Origin of the sequence: Streptomyces sp. CB01373, from assembly GCF_002803075.1 — a bacterium.
Lineage (GTDB): Bacteria > Actinomycetota > Actinomycetes > Streptomycetales > Streptomycetaceae > Streptomyces.
This window is the reverse complement of sequence record NZ_NNBK01000008.1, coordinates 268,066-285,798: the sequence shown is the minus strand read 5'-3', so window position 1 is coordinate 285,798 and position 17,733 is coordinate 268,066. Positions and strand designations below refer to the sequence as shown.

The 17,733-nt window shown below is 72.1% G+C and carries 22 protein-coding genes; 14 read left to right on the top strand and 8 right to left on the bottom strand.

Going from position 1 to position 17,733, the window contains the following annotated elements; genetic code table 11:
- Nucleotides 1-43: 43 nt before the first annotated feature.
- The 7 genes from mshD to CG719_RS15015 all read right to left on the bottom strand — a co-directional run bounded on the left by mshD (nt 44) and on the right by CG719_RS15015 (nt 6,752).
- A complete protein-coding gene (gene mshD / locus CG719_RS15045) occupies nt 44-964 on the bottom strand; it encodes a mycothiol synthase (protein ID WP_100569114.1) in 921 nt (306 codons plus the stop codon).
- A 42-nt stretch (nt 965-1,006) separates the two neighbouring features.
- Nucleotides 1,007-2,473 carry a HAMP domain-containing sensor histidine kinase gene (locus CG719_RS15040; RefSeq protein ID WP_100569113.1) on the bottom strand — a complete coding sequence of 489 codons (1,467 nt, stop codon included), beginning with the start codon at nt 2,471-2,473 and terminating at the stop codon, nt 1,007-1,009.
- The gene (locus CG719_RS15035) at nt 2,470-3,204 is read right to left on the bottom strand and encodes a response regulator transcription factor (RefSeq protein ID WP_100569112.1); all 735 of its coding nucleotides are present in this window, start codon (nt 3,202-3,204) and stop codon (nt 2,470-2,472) included. Before CG719_RS15035 ends, CG719_RS15040 begins: the two co-directional genes overlap by 4 nt.
- Nucleotides 3,205-3,321: 117 nt before the next feature.
- Nucleotides 3,322-3,540, bottom strand: a complete 219-nt coding sequence (locus tag CG719_RS15030) for a hypothetical protein (protein ID WP_100569111.1) — start codon at nt 3,538-3,540, stop codon at nt 3,322-3,324.
- Nucleotides 3,541-3,599: 59 nt separating this feature from the next.
- Nucleotides 3,600-4,730 (bottom strand): S1C family serine protease, encoded by a 1,131-nt coding sequence (locus CG719_RS15025; protein WP_100569110.1) that lies wholly within the window; start codon nt 4,728-4,730, stop codon nt 3,600-3,602.
- 135 nt (nt 4,731-4,865) lie between these two features.
- Nucleotides 4,866-5,888 (bottom strand): LacI family DNA-binding transcriptional regulator, encoded by a 1,023-nt coding sequence (locus tag CG719_RS15020; protein ID WP_100569109.1) that lies wholly within the window; start codon nt 5,886-5,888, stop codon nt 4,866-4,868.
- 87 nt (nt 5,889-5,975) lie between these two features.
- Nucleotides 5,976-6,752, bottom strand: coding sequence for a winged helix-turn-helix transcriptional regulator (locus tag CG719_RS15015; protein ID WP_100569108.1), 777 nt, complete (start codon nt 6,750-6,752; stop codon nt 5,976-5,978).
- Between the two features lie 241 nt (nt 6,753-6,993).
- Here CG719_RS15015 and CG719_RS15010 point away from each other — a divergent pair, with 241 nt between their 5' ends.
- The 8 genes from CG719_RS15010 to CG719_RS14980 all read left to right on the top strand — a co-directional run bounded on the left by CG719_RS15010 (nt 6,994) and on the right by CG719_RS14980 (nt 12,341).
- The gene (locus CG719_RS15010; protein ID WP_100569107.1) at nt 6,994-7,875 is read left to right on the top strand and encodes an alpha/beta hydrolase; all 882 of its coding nucleotides are present in this window, start codon (nt 6,994-6,996) and stop codon (nt 7,873-7,875) included.
- Between the two features lie 37 nt (nt 7,876-7,912).
- Complete coding sequence (locus tag CG719_RS15005) at nt 7,913-8,167, top strand: MoaD/ThiS family protein (RefSeq protein WP_100569106.1); 255 nt, start codon at nt 7,913-7,915, stop codon at nt 8,165-8,167.
- Nucleotides 8,168-8,171: 4 nt separating this feature from the next.
- The gene (locus CG719_RS15000; RefSeq protein WP_100569105.1) at nt 8,172-9,470 is read left to right on the top strand and encodes a hypothetical protein; all 1,299 of its coding nucleotides are present in this window, start codon (nt 8,172-8,174) and stop codon (nt 9,468-9,470) included.
- A gap of 119 nt (nt 9,471-9,589) precedes the next feature.
- Nucleotides 9,590-10,327: an LmeA family phospholipid-binding protein gene (locus CG719_RS14995; RefSeq protein ID WP_100569104.1), complete on the top strand. Its 738-nt coding sequence runs from the start codon at nt 9,590-9,592 to the stop codon at nt 10,325-10,327.
- A 208-nt stretch (nt 10,328-10,535) separates the two neighbouring features.
- Entirely contained in the window at nt 10,536-10,616 is an 81-nt protein-coding gene (locus CG719_RS37540; RefSeq protein ID WP_355139345.1) for a putative leader peptide, read from the top strand.
- 140 nt (nt 10,617-10,756) lie between these two features.
- A complete protein-coding gene (locus CG719_RS14990) occupies nt 10,757-11,602 on the top strand; it encodes a sulfurtransferase (protein ID WP_100569103.1) in 846 nt (281 codons plus the stop codon).
- Nucleotides 11,603-11,651: 49 nt separating this feature from the next.
- Nucleotides 11,652-11,939, top strand: a complete 288-nt coding sequence (locus CG719_RS14985) for a DUF1416 domain-containing protein (RefSeq protein WP_100569102.1) — start codon at nt 11,652-11,654, stop codon at nt 11,937-11,939.
- A gap of 144 nt (nt 11,940-12,083) precedes the next feature.
- Nucleotides 12,084-12,341 (top strand): DUF3099 domain-containing protein, encoded by a 258-nt coding sequence (locus CG719_RS14980; RefSeq protein ID WP_100569101.1) that lies wholly within the window; start codon nt 12,084-12,086, stop codon nt 12,339-12,341.
- 16 nt (nt 12,342-12,357) lie between these two features.
- Here CG719_RS14980 and CG719_RS14975 read toward each other — a convergent pair whose 3' ends face one another.
- Entirely contained in the window at nt 12,358-12,720 is a 363-nt protein-coding gene (locus CG719_RS14975; protein WP_100569100.1) for a DsrE family protein, read from the bottom strand.
- Between the two features lie 165 nt (nt 12,721-12,885).
- On the opposite strand from CG719_RS14975, the gene CG719_RS14970 reads away from it, so the two are divergent.
- The 6 genes from CG719_RS14970 (at nt 12,886) to ygfZ (ending at nt 17,710) form a co-directional block, all read left to right on the top strand.
- Nucleotides 12,886-13,677: a hypothetical protein gene (locus tag CG719_RS14970; RefSeq protein WP_100569099.1), complete on the top strand. Its 792-nt coding sequence runs from the start codon at nt 12,886-12,888 to the stop codon at nt 13,675-13,677.
- Complete coding sequence (locus CG719_RS35405) at nt 13,674-14,528, top strand: hypothetical protein (protein WP_159024884.1); 855 nt, start codon at nt 13,674-13,676, stop codon at nt 14,526-14,528. Before CG719_RS14970 ends, CG719_RS35405 begins: the two co-directional genes overlap by 4 nt.
- On the top strand, nt 14,525-15,385 hold the full coding sequence (locus CG719_RS14960) for a hypothetical protein (protein WP_100569098.1): 861 nt from the start codon (nt 14,525-14,527) through the stop codon (nt 15,383-15,385). Before CG719_RS35405 ends, CG719_RS14960 begins: the two co-directional genes overlap by 4 nt.
- 220 nt (nt 15,386-15,605) lie before the next feature.
- The gene (locus CG719_RS14950; RefSeq protein ID WP_100569097.1) at nt 15,606-16,181 is read left to right on the top strand and encodes an FABP family protein; all 576 of its coding nucleotides are present in this window, start codon (nt 15,606-15,608) and stop codon (nt 16,179-16,181) included.
- An 82-nt stretch (nt 16,182-16,263) separates the two neighbouring features.
- Nucleotides 16,264-16,734 (top strand): Fur family transcriptional regulator, encoded by a 471-nt coding sequence (locus CG719_RS14945; protein WP_100569096.1) that lies wholly within the window; start codon nt 16,264-16,266, stop codon nt 16,732-16,734.
- A 10-nt stretch (nt 16,735-16,744) separates the two neighbouring features.
- Entirely contained in the window at nt 16,745-17,710 is a 966-nt protein-coding gene (ygfZ, locus tag CG719_RS14940; protein WP_100569157.1) for a CAF17-like 4Fe-4S cluster assembly/insertion protein YgfZ, read from the top strand.
- Nucleotides 17,711-17,733: the final 23 nt, after the last annotated feature.

Here is a 17,733-nt window from a genome sequence, read left to right as displayed (position 1 = left end):
ACGGCCACATGACGTGAGGGACACCGGAAGGCGGCCCCGAGGATCACGTTTCCGTGCGGTACATGAGGTCGGTTTCGTACGTGGTGAAGCCCAGGCGCTCGTAGACCGAGACCGCCGCCTTGTTGTCGGCGTCGACGTACAGCATCGCCGTCGGCAGGCCCTGCGCGGCCAGGTGGCGCAGGCCGATGAGGGTGAGGGCCTTGCCGAGGCCGCCGCCCTGGGCGCCGGGGCGGACGCCGAGGACGTACACCTCGCCGAGGCGCTCCTCCCGGTGCACCTTGGTCCAGTGGAAGCCGACCAGCCGGCCGTCGCGCTCGGCGAGGAAGAACCCCTGCGGGTCGAACCACGGCTGCGCCATGCGGTCGTCGAGGTCGCGCTGGGTGAGCGAGCCCTGCTCGGGGTGGTGGGCGAAGGCCTCCGCGTTCACGGCGAGCCATGCGGCGTCGTCGCGGCCGGGCACGAAGGCCCGTACCGTCACGCCCTCGGGCAGTGCCGGTTCGGGCAGGTCGAGGTCCGTCAACGGCCGCCGCATCTGCCGCAGTTCGCGGAACAGCGTGAGCCCGAGGACCTGAGCCAGATGGCGGGCGGCGGACTGTCCCCCGTGCGCCCACACCCGCAGCCGCTTGCCGGACGTGGCCAGCAGCGCGGACCCGAGCGCCCGCCCGTGCCCGTGCCCGCGGTGCTCGGGGTGGACGACCAGCTCGGCGGCGGGCGCCTCCACCGGATCGGTGTCCTCCAGTTGCGCGTAGCCGACGAGTTCGCCGTCGACGGACAGCAGCAGGTGGGACACCCCCGCGCGGGCGCCGCCCCGCAACTGGAGCCGGCCCTGTTCGGACACCGCCTGCCGCTCGTCGACGCGGGCGGCCGCCTCCAGCAGTGCGAGCACGGCTTCGGCCTGTTCCGGGCCGAGCTCGGCGAGGGTCTGCAGGGAACGGGCGGGCGGTGCGGTGTCGTCGCTGGTCATGGATATGAGGGTAAGGGGTTCCCTCGCGGGGTGACCGGGGCTTCAGCGGGCCTCGGTGGCACCAGGTGTCTCCGGGGGCGGAACGGGCGCTCCCGGCAGCCGGACCGTCGCCACCGTGCCGCCGCCCTCGGCCGGGGTCAGCGTCACCTCGCCGCCGGCCCGCTCGACGGTGCGGGCGACGATGGACAGGCCGAGTCCCGAGCCGGGCAGGGCGCGGGCGCTCGGGGAGCGCCAGAAGCGGTCGAAGACATGGGGGAGTTCGTCGGCGGGGATGCCTGGCCCGTGGTCGCGCACGGTGAGGACGCCCTGGCTCAGGACGACGTCGATCGTGCCGTCCCTGGGGCTGAACTTCACCGCGTTGTCGAGGATGTTGACGATCGCCCGCTCCAGCGCCGAGGGCTCCGCCCGTACGAACCAGGGGTCCAGCGCCGTCGTTATCGTCAGCTCGGGGCCGCGGAGCCGGGCGCGGCCCAGCGCCGCCTCCACGGTGTCCTGCAGGGCGATCACCTGGACGCGTTCGCCGCGCTGCCCGTCCGAGCGCGACAGCTCCTGCAAGTCGCCGATCAGCGAGGCAAGTTCCGTCATCTGCGCCTTGACCGAGGCGAGCAGTGCCTTGCGGTCGCCCTCGGGGAGCGGGCGGCCCGTCTCCTCGCTGCGCGTGAGGAGTTCGATGTTCGTCCGCAGCGAGGTGAGCGGGGTGCGCAGTTCGTGACCGGCGTCCGCGATCAGCTGCTGCTGGAGGTCGCGGGAGCTGGCCAGGGAGGAGGTCATGGAGTTGAAGGAGCGGGACAGCCGGGCGACCTCGTCCTCGCTGTCGTCCTCCACGGGGATGCGGATCGTCAGGTCCTCGGTGCGCGCGACGTGCTCCACCGCCTCGGTCAGCTTGTCCACGGGGCGCAGCCCGGCGCGGGCCACGGCGAGGCCGGCCGCTCCGGCGCCGACGACCCCCACGCCGGAGACGAACAGGAGCAGCAGCGCGAGGTCGTTGAGGGTGTTCTCGGTGTCCGTCAGGGACACCCCGAGCATGAAGGCGATGCCCGGGTACGCGTCGGCGTTGGGGCCGGGGCCCATCGGGACGCCGACGGTGATCACGCGGACGTTGTTGCCCTTGGTGTCGGTGGTGGTGTGGAGGGTGCGCTCGCGCAGGTCGGGGTCGCCGGCGACCTCCTTGTCCACGGAGGTGACCTTCATGACGCCCGGGGACCGGCTGTCCACGCAGAACTTGCCCTGGACCGTCACCAACTGCACGTAGAGGTAGGAGCGCTGCATGTCGCCCGGCGCGTGGTCGGTCGTCTGCGAGCAGTTGGCCGCCAGGGAGGAAGCCGTGCTGGCGGACACCCTGCCGTAGCTCAGGAGCCGGTTGTCGACGTCGTCGTAAAGGTTCCCCTGGACGATGAACCAGCAGGTGAGGGAGACGGCCGCGACCGCGAAGGCCACTGCCGCCGCCACCAGCAGTGCCAGCCGGGAGCGGATCGGCAGCGCACGGAAACGGCGCAGCGCCTTCCTCACTCCGCGCCGCCCTGCCGCAGGACGTACCCCACCCCGCGCACCGTGTGCACGAGGCGGGGTTCGCCGTCGGCCTCGGTCTTGCGGCGCAGGTACATGACGTAGACGTCGAGGGAGTTCGAGGAGGGTTCGAAGTCGAAGCCCCAGACCGCCTTGAGGATCTGCTCGCGGGTGAGCACCTGGCGCGGGTGGGCCATGAACATCTCCAGCAGGGTGAACTCCGTGCGGGTCAGTTCCACCTGCCGTCCGCCGCGGGTGACCTCGCGGGTGGCGAGGTCCATGCGCAGGTCGCCGAAGGTGAGGGCCTCGTCCTCCTCGGCCGCGCCCGCCACGGCCGCCGCGTAGGTGCTGCGGCGCAGCAGGGCGCGGATGCGGGCGAACAGCTCGTCCAGCTCGAAGGGCTTGACCAGGTAGTCGTCCGCGCCGGCGTCAAGGCCTGTGACCCGGTCGCCGACCGTGTCGCGGGCGGTCAGCATCAGGATGGGGGTGGTGTCCCCGGCGCCCCGGATCCGGCGGGCGGCGGTCAGGCCGTCCATGCGGGGCATCTGGATGTCGAGGACGAGCAGGTCGGGCTGGTACGAGGCCGCCTTGTCCAGTGCGTCCGCGCCGTCCACGGCGACCTCGGTCTCGTACCCCTCGAAGGCGAGGCTGCGCTGGAGTGCTTCGCGTACCGCCGGCTCGTCGTCGACGATCAGGATGCGCTGGGGATCACGGTCGCCATCGGCGGGACTCATCGGTCGCTGTTCCTCGGGTCGCAGGGGCCGCGGGGTCCGGTCGGCCCCGGGATGGACGCTCTCAGCCTCGCATGTTTCGGTGCGGCGGAGTGCGGCGCGCGGGTCGCGCGCCGCGGCTCAGGCGGCGACCGCGGTGATCCGCCGCAGCGGGACCTTGTGCCGGTGCAGGCGTTCGGCGGAGGTGCGCAGGCCCATGAGCTGGGGGACCGCGACGGCCTCGGGTGCGCGGTGCGCCGGGCCGTGCAGTTCCTTCGCGACGGCGCGGGCCAGGGTGACTCCGGCGGGGGCGGTGGTGTCGATGGTGTCCGTCGTCTCGTGCAGAACCTGCTGGATCATGGCGTACTCCTTGTCGAACGGTCCCGGACGGTGTCCGGATCGCCTGCCGGTGCCGCGCCTCAGTTCTGGGAGCCGGAGCGCAGGGTGGCCAGGTCGGACTTGACGGTGTTGATCGGGATGGCGAAGCCGAGGCCGACGCTGCCGGCGTTGGACGAGTCCGACGCCTGGTTGGCCGAGTACATCGCCGAGTTGATGCCGACGACGTTGCCGCTCGCGTCGATCAGCGCGCCGCCGGAGTTGCCCGGGTTGAGGGACGCGTCGGTCTGTATCGCCTGGTAGGTGGTGGTGGAGGAGCCGGTGTCGCCGTTGAACTGGTGGCCGCCGAACTGGAAGGGCCAGCCGCCGTCGCCCTGCCCCTGGTTCTCGTCGGTGGGGACCGTCACGTCCCGGTGCAGGGCGGAGACGATGCCGCTGGTGACGGTGCCGGTGAGGCCCTCCGGGGAGCCGATCGCGACGACCTGGTCGCCGACCGTGAGTCCGTCGGAGTCGCCGAGGGCCGCCGGCTTGAGTCCGGAGGCGTTCCGCAGCTTGATCAGGGCGAGGTCCTTGGAGCTGTCGGTGCCCACGACCTGCGCGGTGTACGAGGTGCCGTCGCTGGTGCGCACCTTGATCGAGGAGGCGCCGGCTATGACGTGGTTGTTGGTGACGACCTCGCCCTTGCTGCTGACGACCACGCCGGAGCCGGTGGAGGTGCCGTTGTCGAGGGTGGCGTTGATCTCGACGACGCTCGGGGTGACCGCCCTGGCGATCGCGGAGATGCTGCCGCGCTGACTGGAGGGCACCACGTTGGTCGTGGTGGTGCTGGAGGCGGCGACCGTGTGCGTGCCGGTCAGCTCCTGGAAGGCGAAGGCGGTACCGCCGCCCACGACGGCCGAGGCGATCGCCACCGCGGCGAGCAGGGCGAGCGGGCCCCTGGTGCGCTTGCGGGAGGTGGAGGCGTGCGCGGGTCCCGCCGGGAAGGCCGGGAGGGCGGCGGTGCCGCCGCCGTCCGCGCCGCCCTGGCCGCCGTCGGCGCCGGGTCCGGCCGCGAAGGGGCGGCCGGGGGCGTACGGCGGCGGGGGAGGCCACTCCGGATTCACCGGGGCAAAGGCCCCTCGCGGGTCCGCCGACTGCACGGAGTCGGCAGCCGGGGCCTGCCCGTCACCCTCGGGGTGTTCGTACTCGCCGCTGCGGCGGATGCTCTCGCTCATGACATTGAGAGTGTCCCGGGATCATGAGAGCTTCCTGAGTCCCCGCTGAGAAGCCCGACAGAACCTCGTATGCCCGATATAAGGCCGTTCCCCGGAGGGGCCCCGGGGGGGGGCCTCGAAGGCGGCGAAGAGAGGCTAGGCGCAGCCGCAGGACGAGCGTACGACCAGCCGTGACGGGAACTGCTTGAGCCGCTCCCGGCGCGAGCCGGCGACCCGCAGCCCGTCGTCGAGGACCAGGTCCACGGCCGCCCGGGCCATCGCCGAACGGTCCGAGGCGACCGTCGTCAGCGGTGGGTCCGTCAGCGCCGCCTCCTTGATGTCGTCGAACCCGGCGACCGCGAGTTCGCCGGGGACGTCGATGCGCAGCTCGCGCGCGGCCCGCAGCAGGCCGATCGCCTGGTCGTCGGTGGAGCAGAAGACCGCCGGGGGACGGTTCGGGCCCGAGAGGAGCTCCAGGCTGATCCGGTACGCGTCGTAGCGGTTGTACGGCGCCTCGAACAGGCGCCCCTCCGTCGTGAGGCCGGCCTCGGCCATGGCGCGCCGCCAGCCCTCGACGTGGTCGGACACGGGGTCGCCCACGGCGGGCGTCTCGGCGGTGCCGCCCACACAGGCGACGTACTCGTAGCCGTGCTCCAGCAGGTGGCGCACGGCGAGCTGGGCGCCACCCACGTCGTCGATGACCACGGCCACGTCGTCGATGGCCTCGGGCCGCTCATGCAGCAGCACCACCCGGGCGTCCCAGGCCTCGATCTCGGCGGCGGCGAGGTCGTTCAGCGCGTGGCTGACCAGGATCAGGCCGGAGACGCGCATCCCGAGGAACGCCCGCAGATAGTGGACCTCGCGCTCGGCGACGTAGTCGGAGTTGCCGACGAGGACCATCTTCCCGCGCTCGGCTGCGGCCCACTCCACGGCGTGCGCCATCTCCCCGAAGAAGGGCTGTCGGGCGTCCGGGACGATCAGGCCTATGAGGTCGGTGCGCCGCGAGGCCATGGCCTGGGCGACCCGGTCGGGCCGGTACCCCAGCTCCTTGATCGCGGCGAGGACTCGCTCGCGGGTGGCCGGGGCGACCGGCCGGGGTCCGTTGTTGATCACATAGCTGACGACGGCAGTGGACGTCCCTGCCAGCCGCGCCACGTCATCCCGAGTCACCTTGGCCACGGCGCGGAGTCTACGCGGATGGACCCGCTCCCGGCAGGGCTTACGGGAGCGTGGGCGGGTATGCGTCACGCGTTGTGGGAGCGCTCCTCACCCCTGCGCGCGGGCCCGCCTCGTCGCGGTGTCCTGATTCTCCGCGTTTGGCTGGGCGGCCCCGGCCTTCTTCTCGTTCGCGGCGTCCCCGGCGCGGTCACCTTTCTCGGGAGTAACGAATCGGTAACCGACATTGCGGACCGTTCCGATCAGCGATTCGTGCTCGGGCCCGAACTTGGCTCGCAACCGCCGTACGTGGACGTCGACGGTCCGGGTGCCGCCGAAGTAGTCGTAGCCCCAGACCTCCTGGAGGAGCTGGGCGCGGGTGAAGACGCGGCCCGGGTGCTGCGCGAGGTACTTCAGCAGCTCGAACTCCTTGAAGGTGAGGTCCAGCACCCGGCCCTTGAGTTTGGCGCTGTAGGTCGCCTCGTCCACGGACAGGTCACCGCTGCGGATCTCCATCGGGGAGTCGTCGTCGACGATCTGCCGGCGGCCCACGGCCAGCCGGATGCGGGCCTCCACCTCGGCGGGACCGGCGGTGTCCAGGAGCACGTCGTCGATGCCCCAGTCGGCGGTCACGGCCGCGAGGCCGCCCTCGGTCACCACGAGGATCAGCGGACTGCCGAGGCCCGTGGAGCCCAGCAGCCGGCACAGCCCGCGCACCTGCGGCAGATCGCGCCGCCCGTCGACCAGGACGACATCGGCACCGGGGGTGTCCACGAGCGCCGGCCCCTCCGCCGGAGCCACCCGCACGTTGTGCAGCAGCAGGCCGAGGGCGGGGAGCACTTCCGCCGACGGCTGGAGGGCGTTGGTCAGCAGCAGCAGTGAACTCATCGCGCGCCTCCCCCCGGTTCCCGGCCGTGGTCGAGCAGGGGGAACCCCCGTGCCTGGGCCGTCGTACGTGCGTGCACCGTTCGGTCGTCCATGGCTCTGGCTCCTCCTTGGATCCCTGCCCGCCGCGCGATCGACGGGCCGTGCACCCGCGGTCTCCCGCGCCGTGCGCCACGCCTGCCGAAAGCACAAAAGGACCCGGGGGCTGCGCTGCCCGAGTCCTCTTCGCAGCAGAATAGCCGATATGAGGTCGGGATCGGCAGGTCGTGTGGTGCGTTCGACGGACGTTCCGGAGGGCGGGACACCGCCAGGGGCGGGCGTCGAAGGCGTGGTCAGGACGTTCCTGCGCACGGCGGACGGGGTCGCGCTCGACGCCCTGTACGAGCCGGGCGCGGCCGCGTACGACGGCCCCGGCCGCGGGCACGCCGGACTCGTGTTCGTGGTCGCACACGGTTTCACCGGCGACCTGGACCGGCCGCATGTGCGCAGGGTGGCGCGGGCCCTGGCCCGGCACGGCGCCGTGGTCACCTTCTCCTTCCGCGGCCACGGGGCCTCCGGCGGGCGCTCCACCGTTGGCGACCGCGAGGTGCTGGACCTGGCGGCGGCGGTGGCCTGGGCGCGCGGGTTCGGGCACGCGCGCGTGGCGACCGTCGGCTTCTCCATGGGCGGCTCGGTGGTGCTGCGGCACGCGGCCCTTCACCGCGGCCCCGCGCCGGACGAGGGATGCCCGGACACCCGTACGGACGCCGTGGTCTCCGTCAGCGCGCCCGCGCGCTGGTACTACCGGGGCACGGCGCCCATGCGCCGGCTGCACTGGCTGGTCACGCGCCCCGCGGGCCGCCTGCTCGGCCGCTACGGGCTGCGCACCCGGATCCACCACCGCGACTGGGACCCCGTCCCGCTGCCGCCGTTCCGGGCGGCCGCGCGCATCGCGCCCACCCCGCTGCTGATCGTGCACGGCGACCGGGACGGCTACTTCCCCCTCGACCACCCCCGGATGCTGGCCGCGGCTGCCGGTGACCACGGGGAACTGTGGCTGGAGCACGGCATGGGCCACGCCGAGAACGCCGCCGCCGACGAACTCCTGGACCGCATCGCGCGCTGGACCGTCGCACAGGCGGGCTAGCCTGACCCTGTTCATGGACGAGTGATCGAGGGACGGGATGGCAGAGGTCACGGTGCGCTACTGGGCGGCGGCGAAGGCCGCGGCCGGGGTCGCCGAGGAGCCGTACGAGGCGGAGACGCTCGCCGGGGTGCTGGACGCGGTGCGCGGGCGGCACCCGGGTGAGCTGGACCGCGTTCTGCGGCGGTGCTCGTTCCTCATCGACGGCGACCCGGTGGGGAAGCGCGCGCACGAGACGGTACGGCTGACCGAGGGCGGCACGGTAGAGGTGCTCCCCCCGTTCGCAGGAGGGTGAGCGAATGACCGACCGGCCGTATGAGGGGTCCCCAGGGTCTCCGTACGACAACCCCTACAGCGGGTACGACCCGTACGCGGGACAGCAGCCCCAGCAGCCCGCGGCACAGCAGCCCCACCCGGCCGCCCAGCCGCAGGCGTGGCCCGAGCATCCGCAGGCGTACGAGGACCCGCGGGTCGCCGAGCAGTACACGCAGCAGTGGCAGGGCGAGACCTGGGACACCCAGACGCACGCCAGGCCACCGGCGGCACCGGCGGCGGCGGAGACGGCGTACCTGCCCCCGGTGGGGCACCAGGGGCCGGTCGCGGCTTACGGGGTCCAGGGCGGCGGGGTCCAGGGCGCGCAGGCGCCCTCCTACGCGCCGCAGCCGCAGGCTCCGGCCGCGTCCGCCGCCGCACGGACGGCGTACCTGCCCCCGGTCGGGCAGCACGCCCCGCTGCCGCAGGCTCCCGCCCCGCAGCCCCAGGCTTCCGCCCAGGCCGCCGCGGATCCCGCGGGGAAGGACGGACCCGGCTACGGGCCCGCCACCGTCGCCGGCAACACCCGGATCACCGACGCGCAGCGGGCCCGCGCCGAGGGACGCTCACCGATCATCGAGCCCGGGATGCAGCCGGCCGCGCTCACGGCGCTGCTGGGGCTGCTGCTCGCCGGTGCGGCGGAGCTCGGCGTCTACGGGCTGCTGCTGCCGCTGGTCGTGCTCCAGGGCGTGACGGCCGCGGGCTGGTTCCGGCTGAACGGCATGTGGCCCGCCCGGCAGGGCATCGCCCTCGGCTTCCTGGGCGCGCTCGCCGCGGACGCGGCGGTGCTCGCCGCGGGCCGCGAGCACGCGCCCGGCGCGATCCTGGGCACGCTCGGGGTGTGGGTGCTGCTCTCCCTCGTCCTCCAGCTGCGCTCCCACGCCGACCCGGACGAGCGGATGTACGGCCTGATGGCGACCGTCGCCGCGGCGGCGCTCGCGATCGTGGCCACCGGCTACCTGGCCGCCCCGCCGGACGCGGTCGCGGTCGGCGCGGTGGCGGTCGCGGTGGCCGTCCTGGCACGGGCGCTGCCGCTGCCCACGGCGGCCTCGGTGGTCGTCGCGCTGCTCGCGGCGGCGGGCGCGGGCATCGCGGCCGGCGGCATGACGGACCTGGGCGCCAAGGGCGCGCTGCTCGGCGTCGGCGCCGCGGTGTGCGCGCTGATCGGGCACCGCGCGGCGAGCTACGACTACCCGTCGCGCTTCGTGCACTTCACGGCAGGCGTCGCCCTGCCGCTGTCGGCCGCGGCACCGGTGGTGTGGGTGCTGGGACGGGCGCTGGGATGACCTCCCGGACCGGGTCCTCTGTCACAGCTGTTCGACAAATCCCGGGCCCGGTCCCCGGGGAGGCTTACGCTCGCGTGTGACGGCCATCCGGTCGTGAAGGACCGCCGAGGGGGAACCGGTTGCGAGCGCTGAGAGTACTCCTGGTCGTCGTCGTGGTCCTGGGCGTGCTGTTCGTGGTGGTCGACCGGGTCGCGGTGCACTTCGCGGAGGGGCAGGCGGCCGACAGGCTCAGGACGACGGAGAACCTGGCGAGCACCCCGGACGTGTCCATCGAGGGCTTCCCGTTCCTCACCCAGGTGGCCGGCGGCGAGCTCGACGACGTCCGGGTCGGCATCAAGGACTACGAGGCGGCCACGGGGAACGGCGGCCAGAAGATCCGTATCGCCGGCATCGAGGCCGACATGCGGGGCGTGAGGTTCTCCGGCGACTACAGCTCGGCCACCGCGTCCACCGCCACCGGCACCGCGACCATCGCCTACGACGAGTTGCTGAAGGCCGCCAAGTCCAAGCCGACGCCGGTCCTTCCCGGCGTCGCCGCCCACGTGGTCGGCCTGTCCGACGGCGGTGCAGGCAAGGTCAAGGTCGACGTGGAGGTCGAGGCGGGAGCGCTGGGCATCAAGCAGACCTTCTCCGTGCTCAGCTCGGTCACCGTGCGGGGCAAGAAGGTGGAGGTGAGCGCCGACGACCTGCCCGTGGTGGGCGGCCTGCGGCTCCCCGAGAGCCGGGTCCGGGCGATCACCGACTTCCAGCAGGCGATCGAACGGCTGCCCGGCGAGGTCCGGCTGGACTCGGTACGGGCGGCGAAGGACGGCGTCGAGATCACGGTGAAGGGTTCGGACGTCAGGCTGGCCGGGTAGGCAGCCCGCTGGGACCGGCGAGGTGTCCGAGTAGCGAGACACCTCGTCCGCGGCGCAGATGCGCCGCGCGGCCGAGAACGGACACGAGCGCCCGGAGGCCGCGGGGCGATGACCCGGGAGCCCTTCCGTTCCCACATCCCGGACGATCGCGTCTCAGCATCCGACACGCCGGTGACATGTCCGCCTTTCCCTCCCTACGATCGACACCATGCAGCGACAGGCGGATCTCACGAAGCGGCGGGCAGTGGACCTGTGCCGTGTTGCCGCCATGCTCTGTCGCACTTCCTGAGCGGGAGCCCTCTCCCGTATCCCCCGCCCCGTGACGACCCGGGGCCCACCCGCGCGCCGTGTACGCCGGCATCGAACGCGTACCCGCGCGCCCCTTCGCACTCGCACGCCCCGCCGTACCTGCCCCGGAGGAGATTGAGCATGAGCCGCAGCGACGTCCTGGTCGACGCCGACTGGGTCCAGGAACACCTGGACGACCCGAGCATCGCCATCGTCGAGGTGGACGAGGACACGTCCGCGTACGACAAGAACCACATCAAGAACGCCATCCGGATCGACTGGACCCAGGACCTCCAGGACCCGGTCCGCCGTGACTTCATCGACCAGGCCGGCTTCGAGAAGCTGCTGTCGGAGAAGGGCATCGCCAACGACCACACGGTGATCCTCTACGGCGGCAACAACAACTGGTTCGCCTCGTACGCGTACTGGTACTTCAAGCTGTACGGCCACGAGAACGTCAAGCTCCTCGACGGCGGCCGCAAGAAGTGGGAGCTGGACGCCCGCGAGCTGGTCGACGGCACCGATGTGCCGGAGCGCCCGGAGACCGCGTACGAGGCCAAGCCGCAGGACGCCTCCATCCGCGCCTTCCGGGACGAGGTCGTGGCCGCGATCGGCAAGCTGAACATCGTCGACGTCCGGTCGCCCGACGAGTTCTCCGGCAAGCTGCTCGCCCCGGCCCACCTGCCGCAGGAGCAGTCGCAGCGCCCCGGCCACGTGCCGACCTCCCGGAACATCCCGTGGTCCAAGAACGCCAACGACGACGGCACCTTCAAGTCGGACGAGGAGCTCAAGGCCCTCTACGAGGACGAGCAGGTCGACCTGGCGAAGGACACCATCGCCCTGTGCCGCATCGGTGAGCGCTCGGCGCTGACCTGGTTCGTGCTGCACGAGCTGCTCGGTGTGCAGAACGTCAAGAACTACGACGGCTCCTGGACCGAGTACGGCTCCCTGGTCGGCGTGCCGATCGAGCTCGGCTCCGGCAAGTAAGCACGACGGCTCAGACCGTTTCGACCTCATCGAACCTCTGGAGAAGCACATGTGTGGAGCGAAGGCCGGCGGCCCGGACGCCTCGACGATCAAGCCCGGTGAGACCACGATCCAGGGTCAGGTGACCCGCGACGGCGAGCCGGTGACGGGCTACGTCCGTCTGCTGGACTCGACCGGCGAGTTCACCGCGGAGGTCCCCACCTCCGCCACGGGCCAGTTCCGGTTCTACGCGGCCGAGGGCACCTGGACCGTCCGCGCCCTCGTCCCCGGCGCCAGCGCCGACCGCACGGTCGTCGCCCAGCAGGGCGGCCTCGCGGAGGTCGCGATCGCCGTCTGAGCGGTCTGCCCGGACGGTCCGCGCGGGCGGTTCCGGGCACGGTACGGCCGAAGGGCCGCGCCCCACGGGTTGGACACCCGGGGCGCGGCCCTTCCGGCGTTCCCGCCCCCGCACGGCAGGCCCGTACGGACCTACCCTGGAGGTATGTACGCACGACGTCGGCATGTGTACTTCGCCATGATGGGGATCTGCGTCGGGCTGTTCGTCCTGGCGTGGGGCGTCGTGCGCATCTGGTCGGTCCCCGCCGCCGTCGGCATGTGCCTGGTCGCCATGGTGATCCCGCCGGTCGCCGCGATGGTCGCCAACCGGCGCGGCCCCGAGGACCGCTGGTGGGACGATCCGTCCGGCGACCCCAAGTCCGACGAGTGGTGGGACGAACTGGACGGCAAGAAGCGCCACTAGCCTCCGGAGAGATCTCTCAGTAGACGAGCGCCTGCGTACCGTCGGCCAGGGCCTCCTGCACGAAGACCTGCGCGCCCGCGATCCGCACGCCCTCGATGACGTCCTTCTCCGTGATGTCCCGGCGGGCCGCGCACTGGGTGCACAGGGTGAGACGGCCGGCCGCGAGGATCGACTCGATCAGGTCGGGCAGCGCAGCGGCGTGCGGCAGCTCGAACTCGGCGGCCCGGCCCGGCAGCGCGAACCAGGACGACTCCCCGGTCAGCCACAGGGAGACCTCCACCCCGCTGGCCGCGGCCACCGCCGCGACCGTGAACGCCTGAGAGCACCGCTCGGGAGCGTCCGCCCCCGCGGTCACCTTGATCACCAGCTTCTTCGCCATGCCCGAATCGTAAACAACTCCCTTGCAACCACGGACGTCATCCGTGAGTCTCCCGGGGAGCGCGCATACGGAAGGCGCGCTTCCCGTTCTGGGGGGAACGTCTTGGAAGTACCCGAAAGATCCGAACCGTCAACCGCAGTACCCGGGGTGCAGGAACCGCCTGAGGTGCAGGAAGCACCCGAGGCGCGGCAAGCGCTCGCGGCACCGGATGCGCCGAACGCCCCGGAGGAGCCGGCGGTCGCACCCCGCGCCCGCCGACGCGGCCGTACCGTGCTGCTCGTCGCCACCGCCGCCGTCCTCGGCGCCGTGGCCGGCACCTGCACCGGTTATCTGATCCAGGCCGACCGTGAACCCACCCGGCTGCCCTCCCTCTCGCAGCCCACGCTCGCGCGGGCGAAGGGCCCTGCTCCGGAACCCCTTTCGGCCGCCCAGGACCGTCGTGTACGGACCGACGGCGACCTGCGCAAGCTGCTGCTCCCGCGGCCGAGCGGCGCGCGGGACGTCCCGTTCCCGCCGGGCCACGACGGCTGGCTGAGCCTCGCCGAGTACGCGGGCACCTACAAAAGACCGGAGGTGGCCTTCCAGAACCAGGTCAAGAGCGAGTTCCGCCGCGCCGCGGTCACCACGTGGCGGACCAACGACACGCACTCCGTCGAGATCCACCTCGTGCAGTACCACCAGGAGGAGGACGTGGCCGCCATCGAGCAGATGGACAACGGGACGTACTGGGCCGAGCGCGACTCGGGCAACCGCAGTTGGCCCGTTCCCGGCACGGGTGACGGCAGGGCGTACGTGGACAGCACGCCCGACCGGAAGCCGGGCTACCTCCCCGTGTACTCGGCGGAGGCGCACGCCTGGCGCGGCGACATCGCGATGGACATCTACGTCTACGACACCAAGCCCGTGTCCAAGAAGGAGATCATGAGCCTGGCCGAACGGCAGGTGGGGCGGCTGTGAGCGAGGACCCGAGCACGGAGGCCGGTCCGTCCGGCGAGGCCGGACCCGTCGGACCCGCGCCGCGGACCGTGCCGGTGCCACCGCCGGAGCCGGCCGTCGCGTCCTCCCGGCGCCGCCGCGCCGGGCTGGTCGCCGGATGCGTCGTGCTGCTCGCCGCGCTCGCCGGCGGCATCGGTTTCACCGCGGTCACCGTCCGCGGCGCCGACCGGGACCCCGGCGAACCCGTCTGGCGCCTGCCCCACGCGGTGGCTGAGGGCGAGCAGCCCGAGGACACCGGCCTGAAGGCGATGCTGCTGCCCTACGGCACGAACGGATACGGGCGCGGCCCGGACCTCGGCGCGTACGGTGCCGACGCCGAACTGAGCGGAGCGCAGGCCGTCGCACTGCGCAAGGAGACGCTGCGGAACCTGCCGCGTTCCCAGCGGCGGCTGCTGGAGAAGCAGATCGACAAGCAGCACATCACGGGCATGGCCATGCGCAGCTACCTCAGCGTCGAGGACCCGGGGCGCCTCGGGGCGGATGTCGACGAAGCCTTCGCTGTCGAGATCGTGCTGTCCCGGATGGAGAACCGGGGGACCGTGCGCTCCATCGCGGTCGCCCAGCAGGAGTTCCTCGCCGCGATGAAGATCTTCCGGGCGGGGCCCCGGATCGAGGGCCACCGCAACGCCCGCTGCTTCCTGCCGCCCGCGGACTCCGGCGGGAAGATCGACTTCGTGAGCTGCTCCGCTTACGAGGGCGACGTCCTGGTCAGTGCCACCGCTTACGGGGTCAAGCCGCTGGACAAGAAGGGCGTGGCCCGGTTGCTCCGCGACCAGCTCGACCGCATCAAGGACCCGGGGAAGGCCGTATGACCGAGCAGCAGACACCCGTGACCGCCGCACCACCGGTGCCGGACGTGCCGCCGGCCGCCGTTGTCCTCCCGGAGCCCGAGCCCCGGCGAGACCGGCGGGGACTGCGGGCGGTACTCCGCTGGACCGCGGCCGCCGTCGTGTTCGCGGCGGCCGGGGCGGGGACGGCGTACGGCGTCACCGGCATGGACCGCACGGACGTACCGGGACTCGCCACCTCCTCGGACGGGCGCTGGGACTACCCGCGGATCGTCGGACCGCCGCTGCCGTCCGGCAGCCCCGCTCCGTTCGCCGCGTCCAACAAGGCCTGGGCGCACCACGCCGACCTGCGGGCCCTCGTGCTGCCCGCGCCCGCGGGGGCCCGCGAGGACAAAACCCTGCGCGGCACTGACGGCTGGCTGGGGACGAAGGACTTCCTCGCGGAGTACGCGCGGCAGAGCGACCGGAAGAAGTTCGGGCAGCAGCTGACCGACCACGGTCTGCGGCACATCGCGGCCCGTGGCTGGACCATGCGGGACGGCACGCACACACGGATCTACCTGCTCCAGTTCAACAGTGCCGCGCTCGTGGACCACCTGGTCGGAAGCGATACGGGGATCACCGCGTACGACGGTCCGGCCCACCAGGTGCGCGGAGCCGCGGTTTCCGTTTTCGACGAGGACTTTCCGGCCCGGGCCGAGGTCGACGACATCGGGTACTCCGTCTACGCCGAGGCCAAGCCGTACGGCGCCGAACAGGTGCGCCAGGCGTACCTGTCGGCGGGCGACACCCTCGCGGTCGTCCTCCAGACCCGCAAGGGCACCGCGCCCGCCGTCCCCTTCCAGCAGACGGTGATCCTGCAGAGCGAGCTGCTCGCCTGACGAGGTGGGCGCACCTCACCAAGAGGGCCGGACCCCGGCCGACTAAGCTGGGGTCCGGCCCTGTGCACATACCGCACCTGCTCAACCGAGGAGCACCCCGTGGAGATCTTCTTCGAAACCCTGCTGGTCCTGGTCTGCGTCGGCGTTCTCGCCTTCGCCTACCTGACCGTGAAGAAGCTGTACCAGGGCCAGCGCTGACCCCGAAGAGGAATCGCCGCTCATGATCGAGATCCCGTCCGACCTCCACAAGGACCTCGTCCCCCTCGCCTTCCTGCTCGGTGACTGGGCCGGCGCAGGCGTGCACGACTTCCCGGGCGCCGAGAGGTGCAACTTCGGCCAGGAGCTCAGCTTCACCCACGACGGCCGGGACTTCCTCGAGTACCACTCCCGCACCTGGGTGCTGGACAACGACGGCAACAAGGTGAAGCCGCTCGAGTCCGAGTCCGGCTTCTGGCGGATCGACGCCGACCGCAAGGTCGAGGTCACGATGACCCGCGACGACGGCGTCATCGAGATCTGGTACGGCGAGCTGGCGCACAAGAAGCCGCAGATCGAGCTGGTCACCGACGCGGTCGCCCGCACCGCCGCCTCCCGCCCCTACACCGGTGGCAAGCGGCTGTACGGCTACGTCAAGAGCGACCTGATGTGGGTCGGCGAGAAGCAGACCCCGGACGTCGAGCTGCGCCCCTACATGTCCGCCCACCTGAAGAAGGTCGTCACCCCCGAGGATGTCGAACGCTGGGCCAAGGCCCTCCCGGACGACCTCCCGGACGACGGGATCGCCTTCTTCAAGTGAGCCCGGCCGGCTTACGGCCCTGGTCCCAGGGTCTCTCGTTCGGATCAGACCTGATCCAAACGGAAGACCCTAGACTTGGGGTGTGGTGAGCACCGACTGGAAGAGTGATCTGCGGCAGCGTGGCTACCGGCTGACCCCGCAGCGGCAACTCGTGCTCGAAGCCGTCGACAGCCTGGAGCACGCGACGCCCGACGACATCCTCGGCGAGGTGAGGAAGACCGCGTCGGGGGTGAACATCTCCACCGTGTACCGGACCCTGGAGCTCCTTGAGGAGCTCGGGCTGGTCAGCCATGCCCATCTGGGGCACGGGGCGCCGACGTATCACCTGGCGGACCGGCACCACCACATCCATCTGGTCTGCCGGGACTGCACGAACGTGATCGAGGCGGATCTGTCGGTGGCGGCCGAGTTCACCGCCAAGCTGCGGGAGCAGTTCGGCTTCGACACCGACATGAAGCACTTCGCGATCTTCGGGCGGTGCGCGGACTGCGCGGGCAAGGCCGCGGCGGCTTCGGGCGCCTCGGCCGGCAGGAGTGCAAGTACCGAGTCGTAGGCTTGTGTTCATGAAGAGCCCCCTGCTGTCCCTGCCCGGCGCCGTTCCGGCCGAGGGTGTGGACGAAGGCGTCGCCGCCCACTACGGCGACCTGTTCCGCGAGCAGCGCGCCCTCGCGGACGGCACCGGATTCGTCGACCTCTCGCACCGCGGTGTCGTCACCGTCTCCGGCGAGGACCGGCTGAGCTGGCTGCACCTGCTGCTCACCCAGCACGTCAGCGACCTGCCTGCCGGCCGTGCCACCGAGGCGCTGGTCCTGTCCGCGCACGGCCACATCGAGCACGCGCTCTATCTGGTCGACGACGGCGAGACGGTCTGGGCGCATGTCGAGCCCGGCACCCAGGAGGAGCTGATCGCCTACCTGGAGTCGATGAAGTTCTTCTACCGGGTCGAGGTCGCCGACCGCACCGCCGACTTCGCCGTCGTGCACCTGCCGGCCGGTTCGATCGCCGAGGTGCCCGAAGGGGTCGTCGTCCGCGAGACCGCCTACGGCCGCGACCTCTTCCTGCCCCGCGCGGACCTGGAGTCCTACGCCGGCCAGGCGGGTCCGCCGGCCGGGATCCTCGCCCACGAGGCCCTGCGGGTGGAGCAGCACCGGCCCCGGCTCGGCTTCGAGACCGACCACCGCACGATCCCGCACGAGCTGGGCTGGATCGGCACGGCCGTGCACCTCCAGAAGGGCTGCTACCGGGGTCAGGAGACCGTGGCCCGGGTGCAGAACCTGGGCAAGCCGCCGCGCCGCCTGGTCTTCCTGCACCTCGACGGCAGCGAGGTCCACCTGCCGGTGGCCGGCACCGAGATCCGCCTCGCCGACGACGGCCCGGACGGCCGCAAGATCGGCTTCATCACCACGTCCGTACGGCACTACGAGCTCGGCCCGGTCGCGCTCGCCCTGGTCAAGCGGAACGTCCCGGTGGACGCACGGCTGATGGCGGGCGAGACGGCGGCCGCGCAGGAAGTGGTCGTGGAGCCGTAGCCTCCCCGCGGCTCACAGGTCAC

Bases quoted from the DNA above. Each gene is read 5' to 3' on its own strand.
- CG719_RS15000 (WP_100569105.1), top strand. From the start codon at position 8,172: ATGACCGACCGGCCGTATGAGGGGTCCCCAGGGTCTCCGTACGACAAC.
- CG719_RS15035 (WP_100569112.1), bottom strand. From the start codon at position 3,204: ATGAGTCCCGCCGATGGCGACCGTGATCCCCAGCGCATCCTGATCGTC.
- CG719_RS14950 (WP_100569097.1), top strand. From the start codon at position 15,606: ATGATCGAGATCCCGTCCGACCTCCACAAGGACCTCGTCCCCCTCGCC.
- CG719_RS15025 (WP_100569110.1), bottom strand. From the start codon at position 4,730: ATGAGCGAGAGCATCCGCCGCAGCGGCGAGTACGAACACCCCGAGGGT.
- CG719_RS14960 (WP_100569098.1), top strand. From the start codon at position 14,525: ATGACCGAGCAGCAGACACCCGTGACCGCCGCACCACCGGTGCCGGAC.
- CG719_RS14985 (WP_100569102.1), top strand. From the start codon at position 11,652: ATGTGTGGAGCGAAGGCCGGCGGCCCGGACGCCTCGACGATCAAGCCC.
- CG719_RS14980 (WP_100569101.1), top strand. From the start codon at position 12,084: ATGTACGCACGACGTCGGCATGTGTACTTCGCCATGATGGGGATCTGC.
- CG719_RS15010 (WP_100569107.1), top strand. From the start codon at position 6,994: ATGAGGTCGGGATCGGCAGGTCGTGTGGTGCGTTCGACGGACGTTCCG.
- CG719_RS37540 (WP_355139345.1), top strand. From the start codon at position 10,536: ATGCAGCGACAGGCGGATCTCACGAAGCGGCGGGCAGTGGACCTGTGC.
- mshD (WP_100569114.1), bottom strand. From the start codon at position 964: ATGACCAGCGACGACACCGCACCGCCCGCCCGTTCCCTGCAGACCCTC.
- ygfZ (WP_100569157.1), top strand. From the start codon at position 16,745: ATGAAGAGCCCCCTGCTGTCCCTGCCCGGCGCCGTTCCGGCCGAGGGT.
- CG719_RS15015 (WP_100569108.1), bottom strand. From the start codon at position 6,752: ATGAGTTCACTGCTGCTGCTGACCAACGCCCTCCAGCCGTCGGCGGAA.
- CG719_RS14990 (WP_100569103.1), top strand. From the start codon at position 10,757: ATGAGCCGCAGCGACGTCCTGGTCGACGCCGACTGGGTCCAGGAACAC.
- CG719_RS15005 (WP_100569106.1), top strand. From the start codon at position 7,913: ATGGCAGAGGTCACGGTGCGCTACTGGGCGGCGGCGAAGGCCGCGGCC.
- CG719_RS15030 (WP_100569111.1), bottom strand. From the start codon at position 3,540: ATGATCCAGCAGGTTCTGCACGAGACGACGGACACCATCGACACCACC.
- CG719_RS14975 (WP_100569100.1), bottom strand. From the start codon at position 12,720: ATGGCGAAGAAGCTGGTGATCAAGGTGACCGCGGGGGCGGACGCTCCC.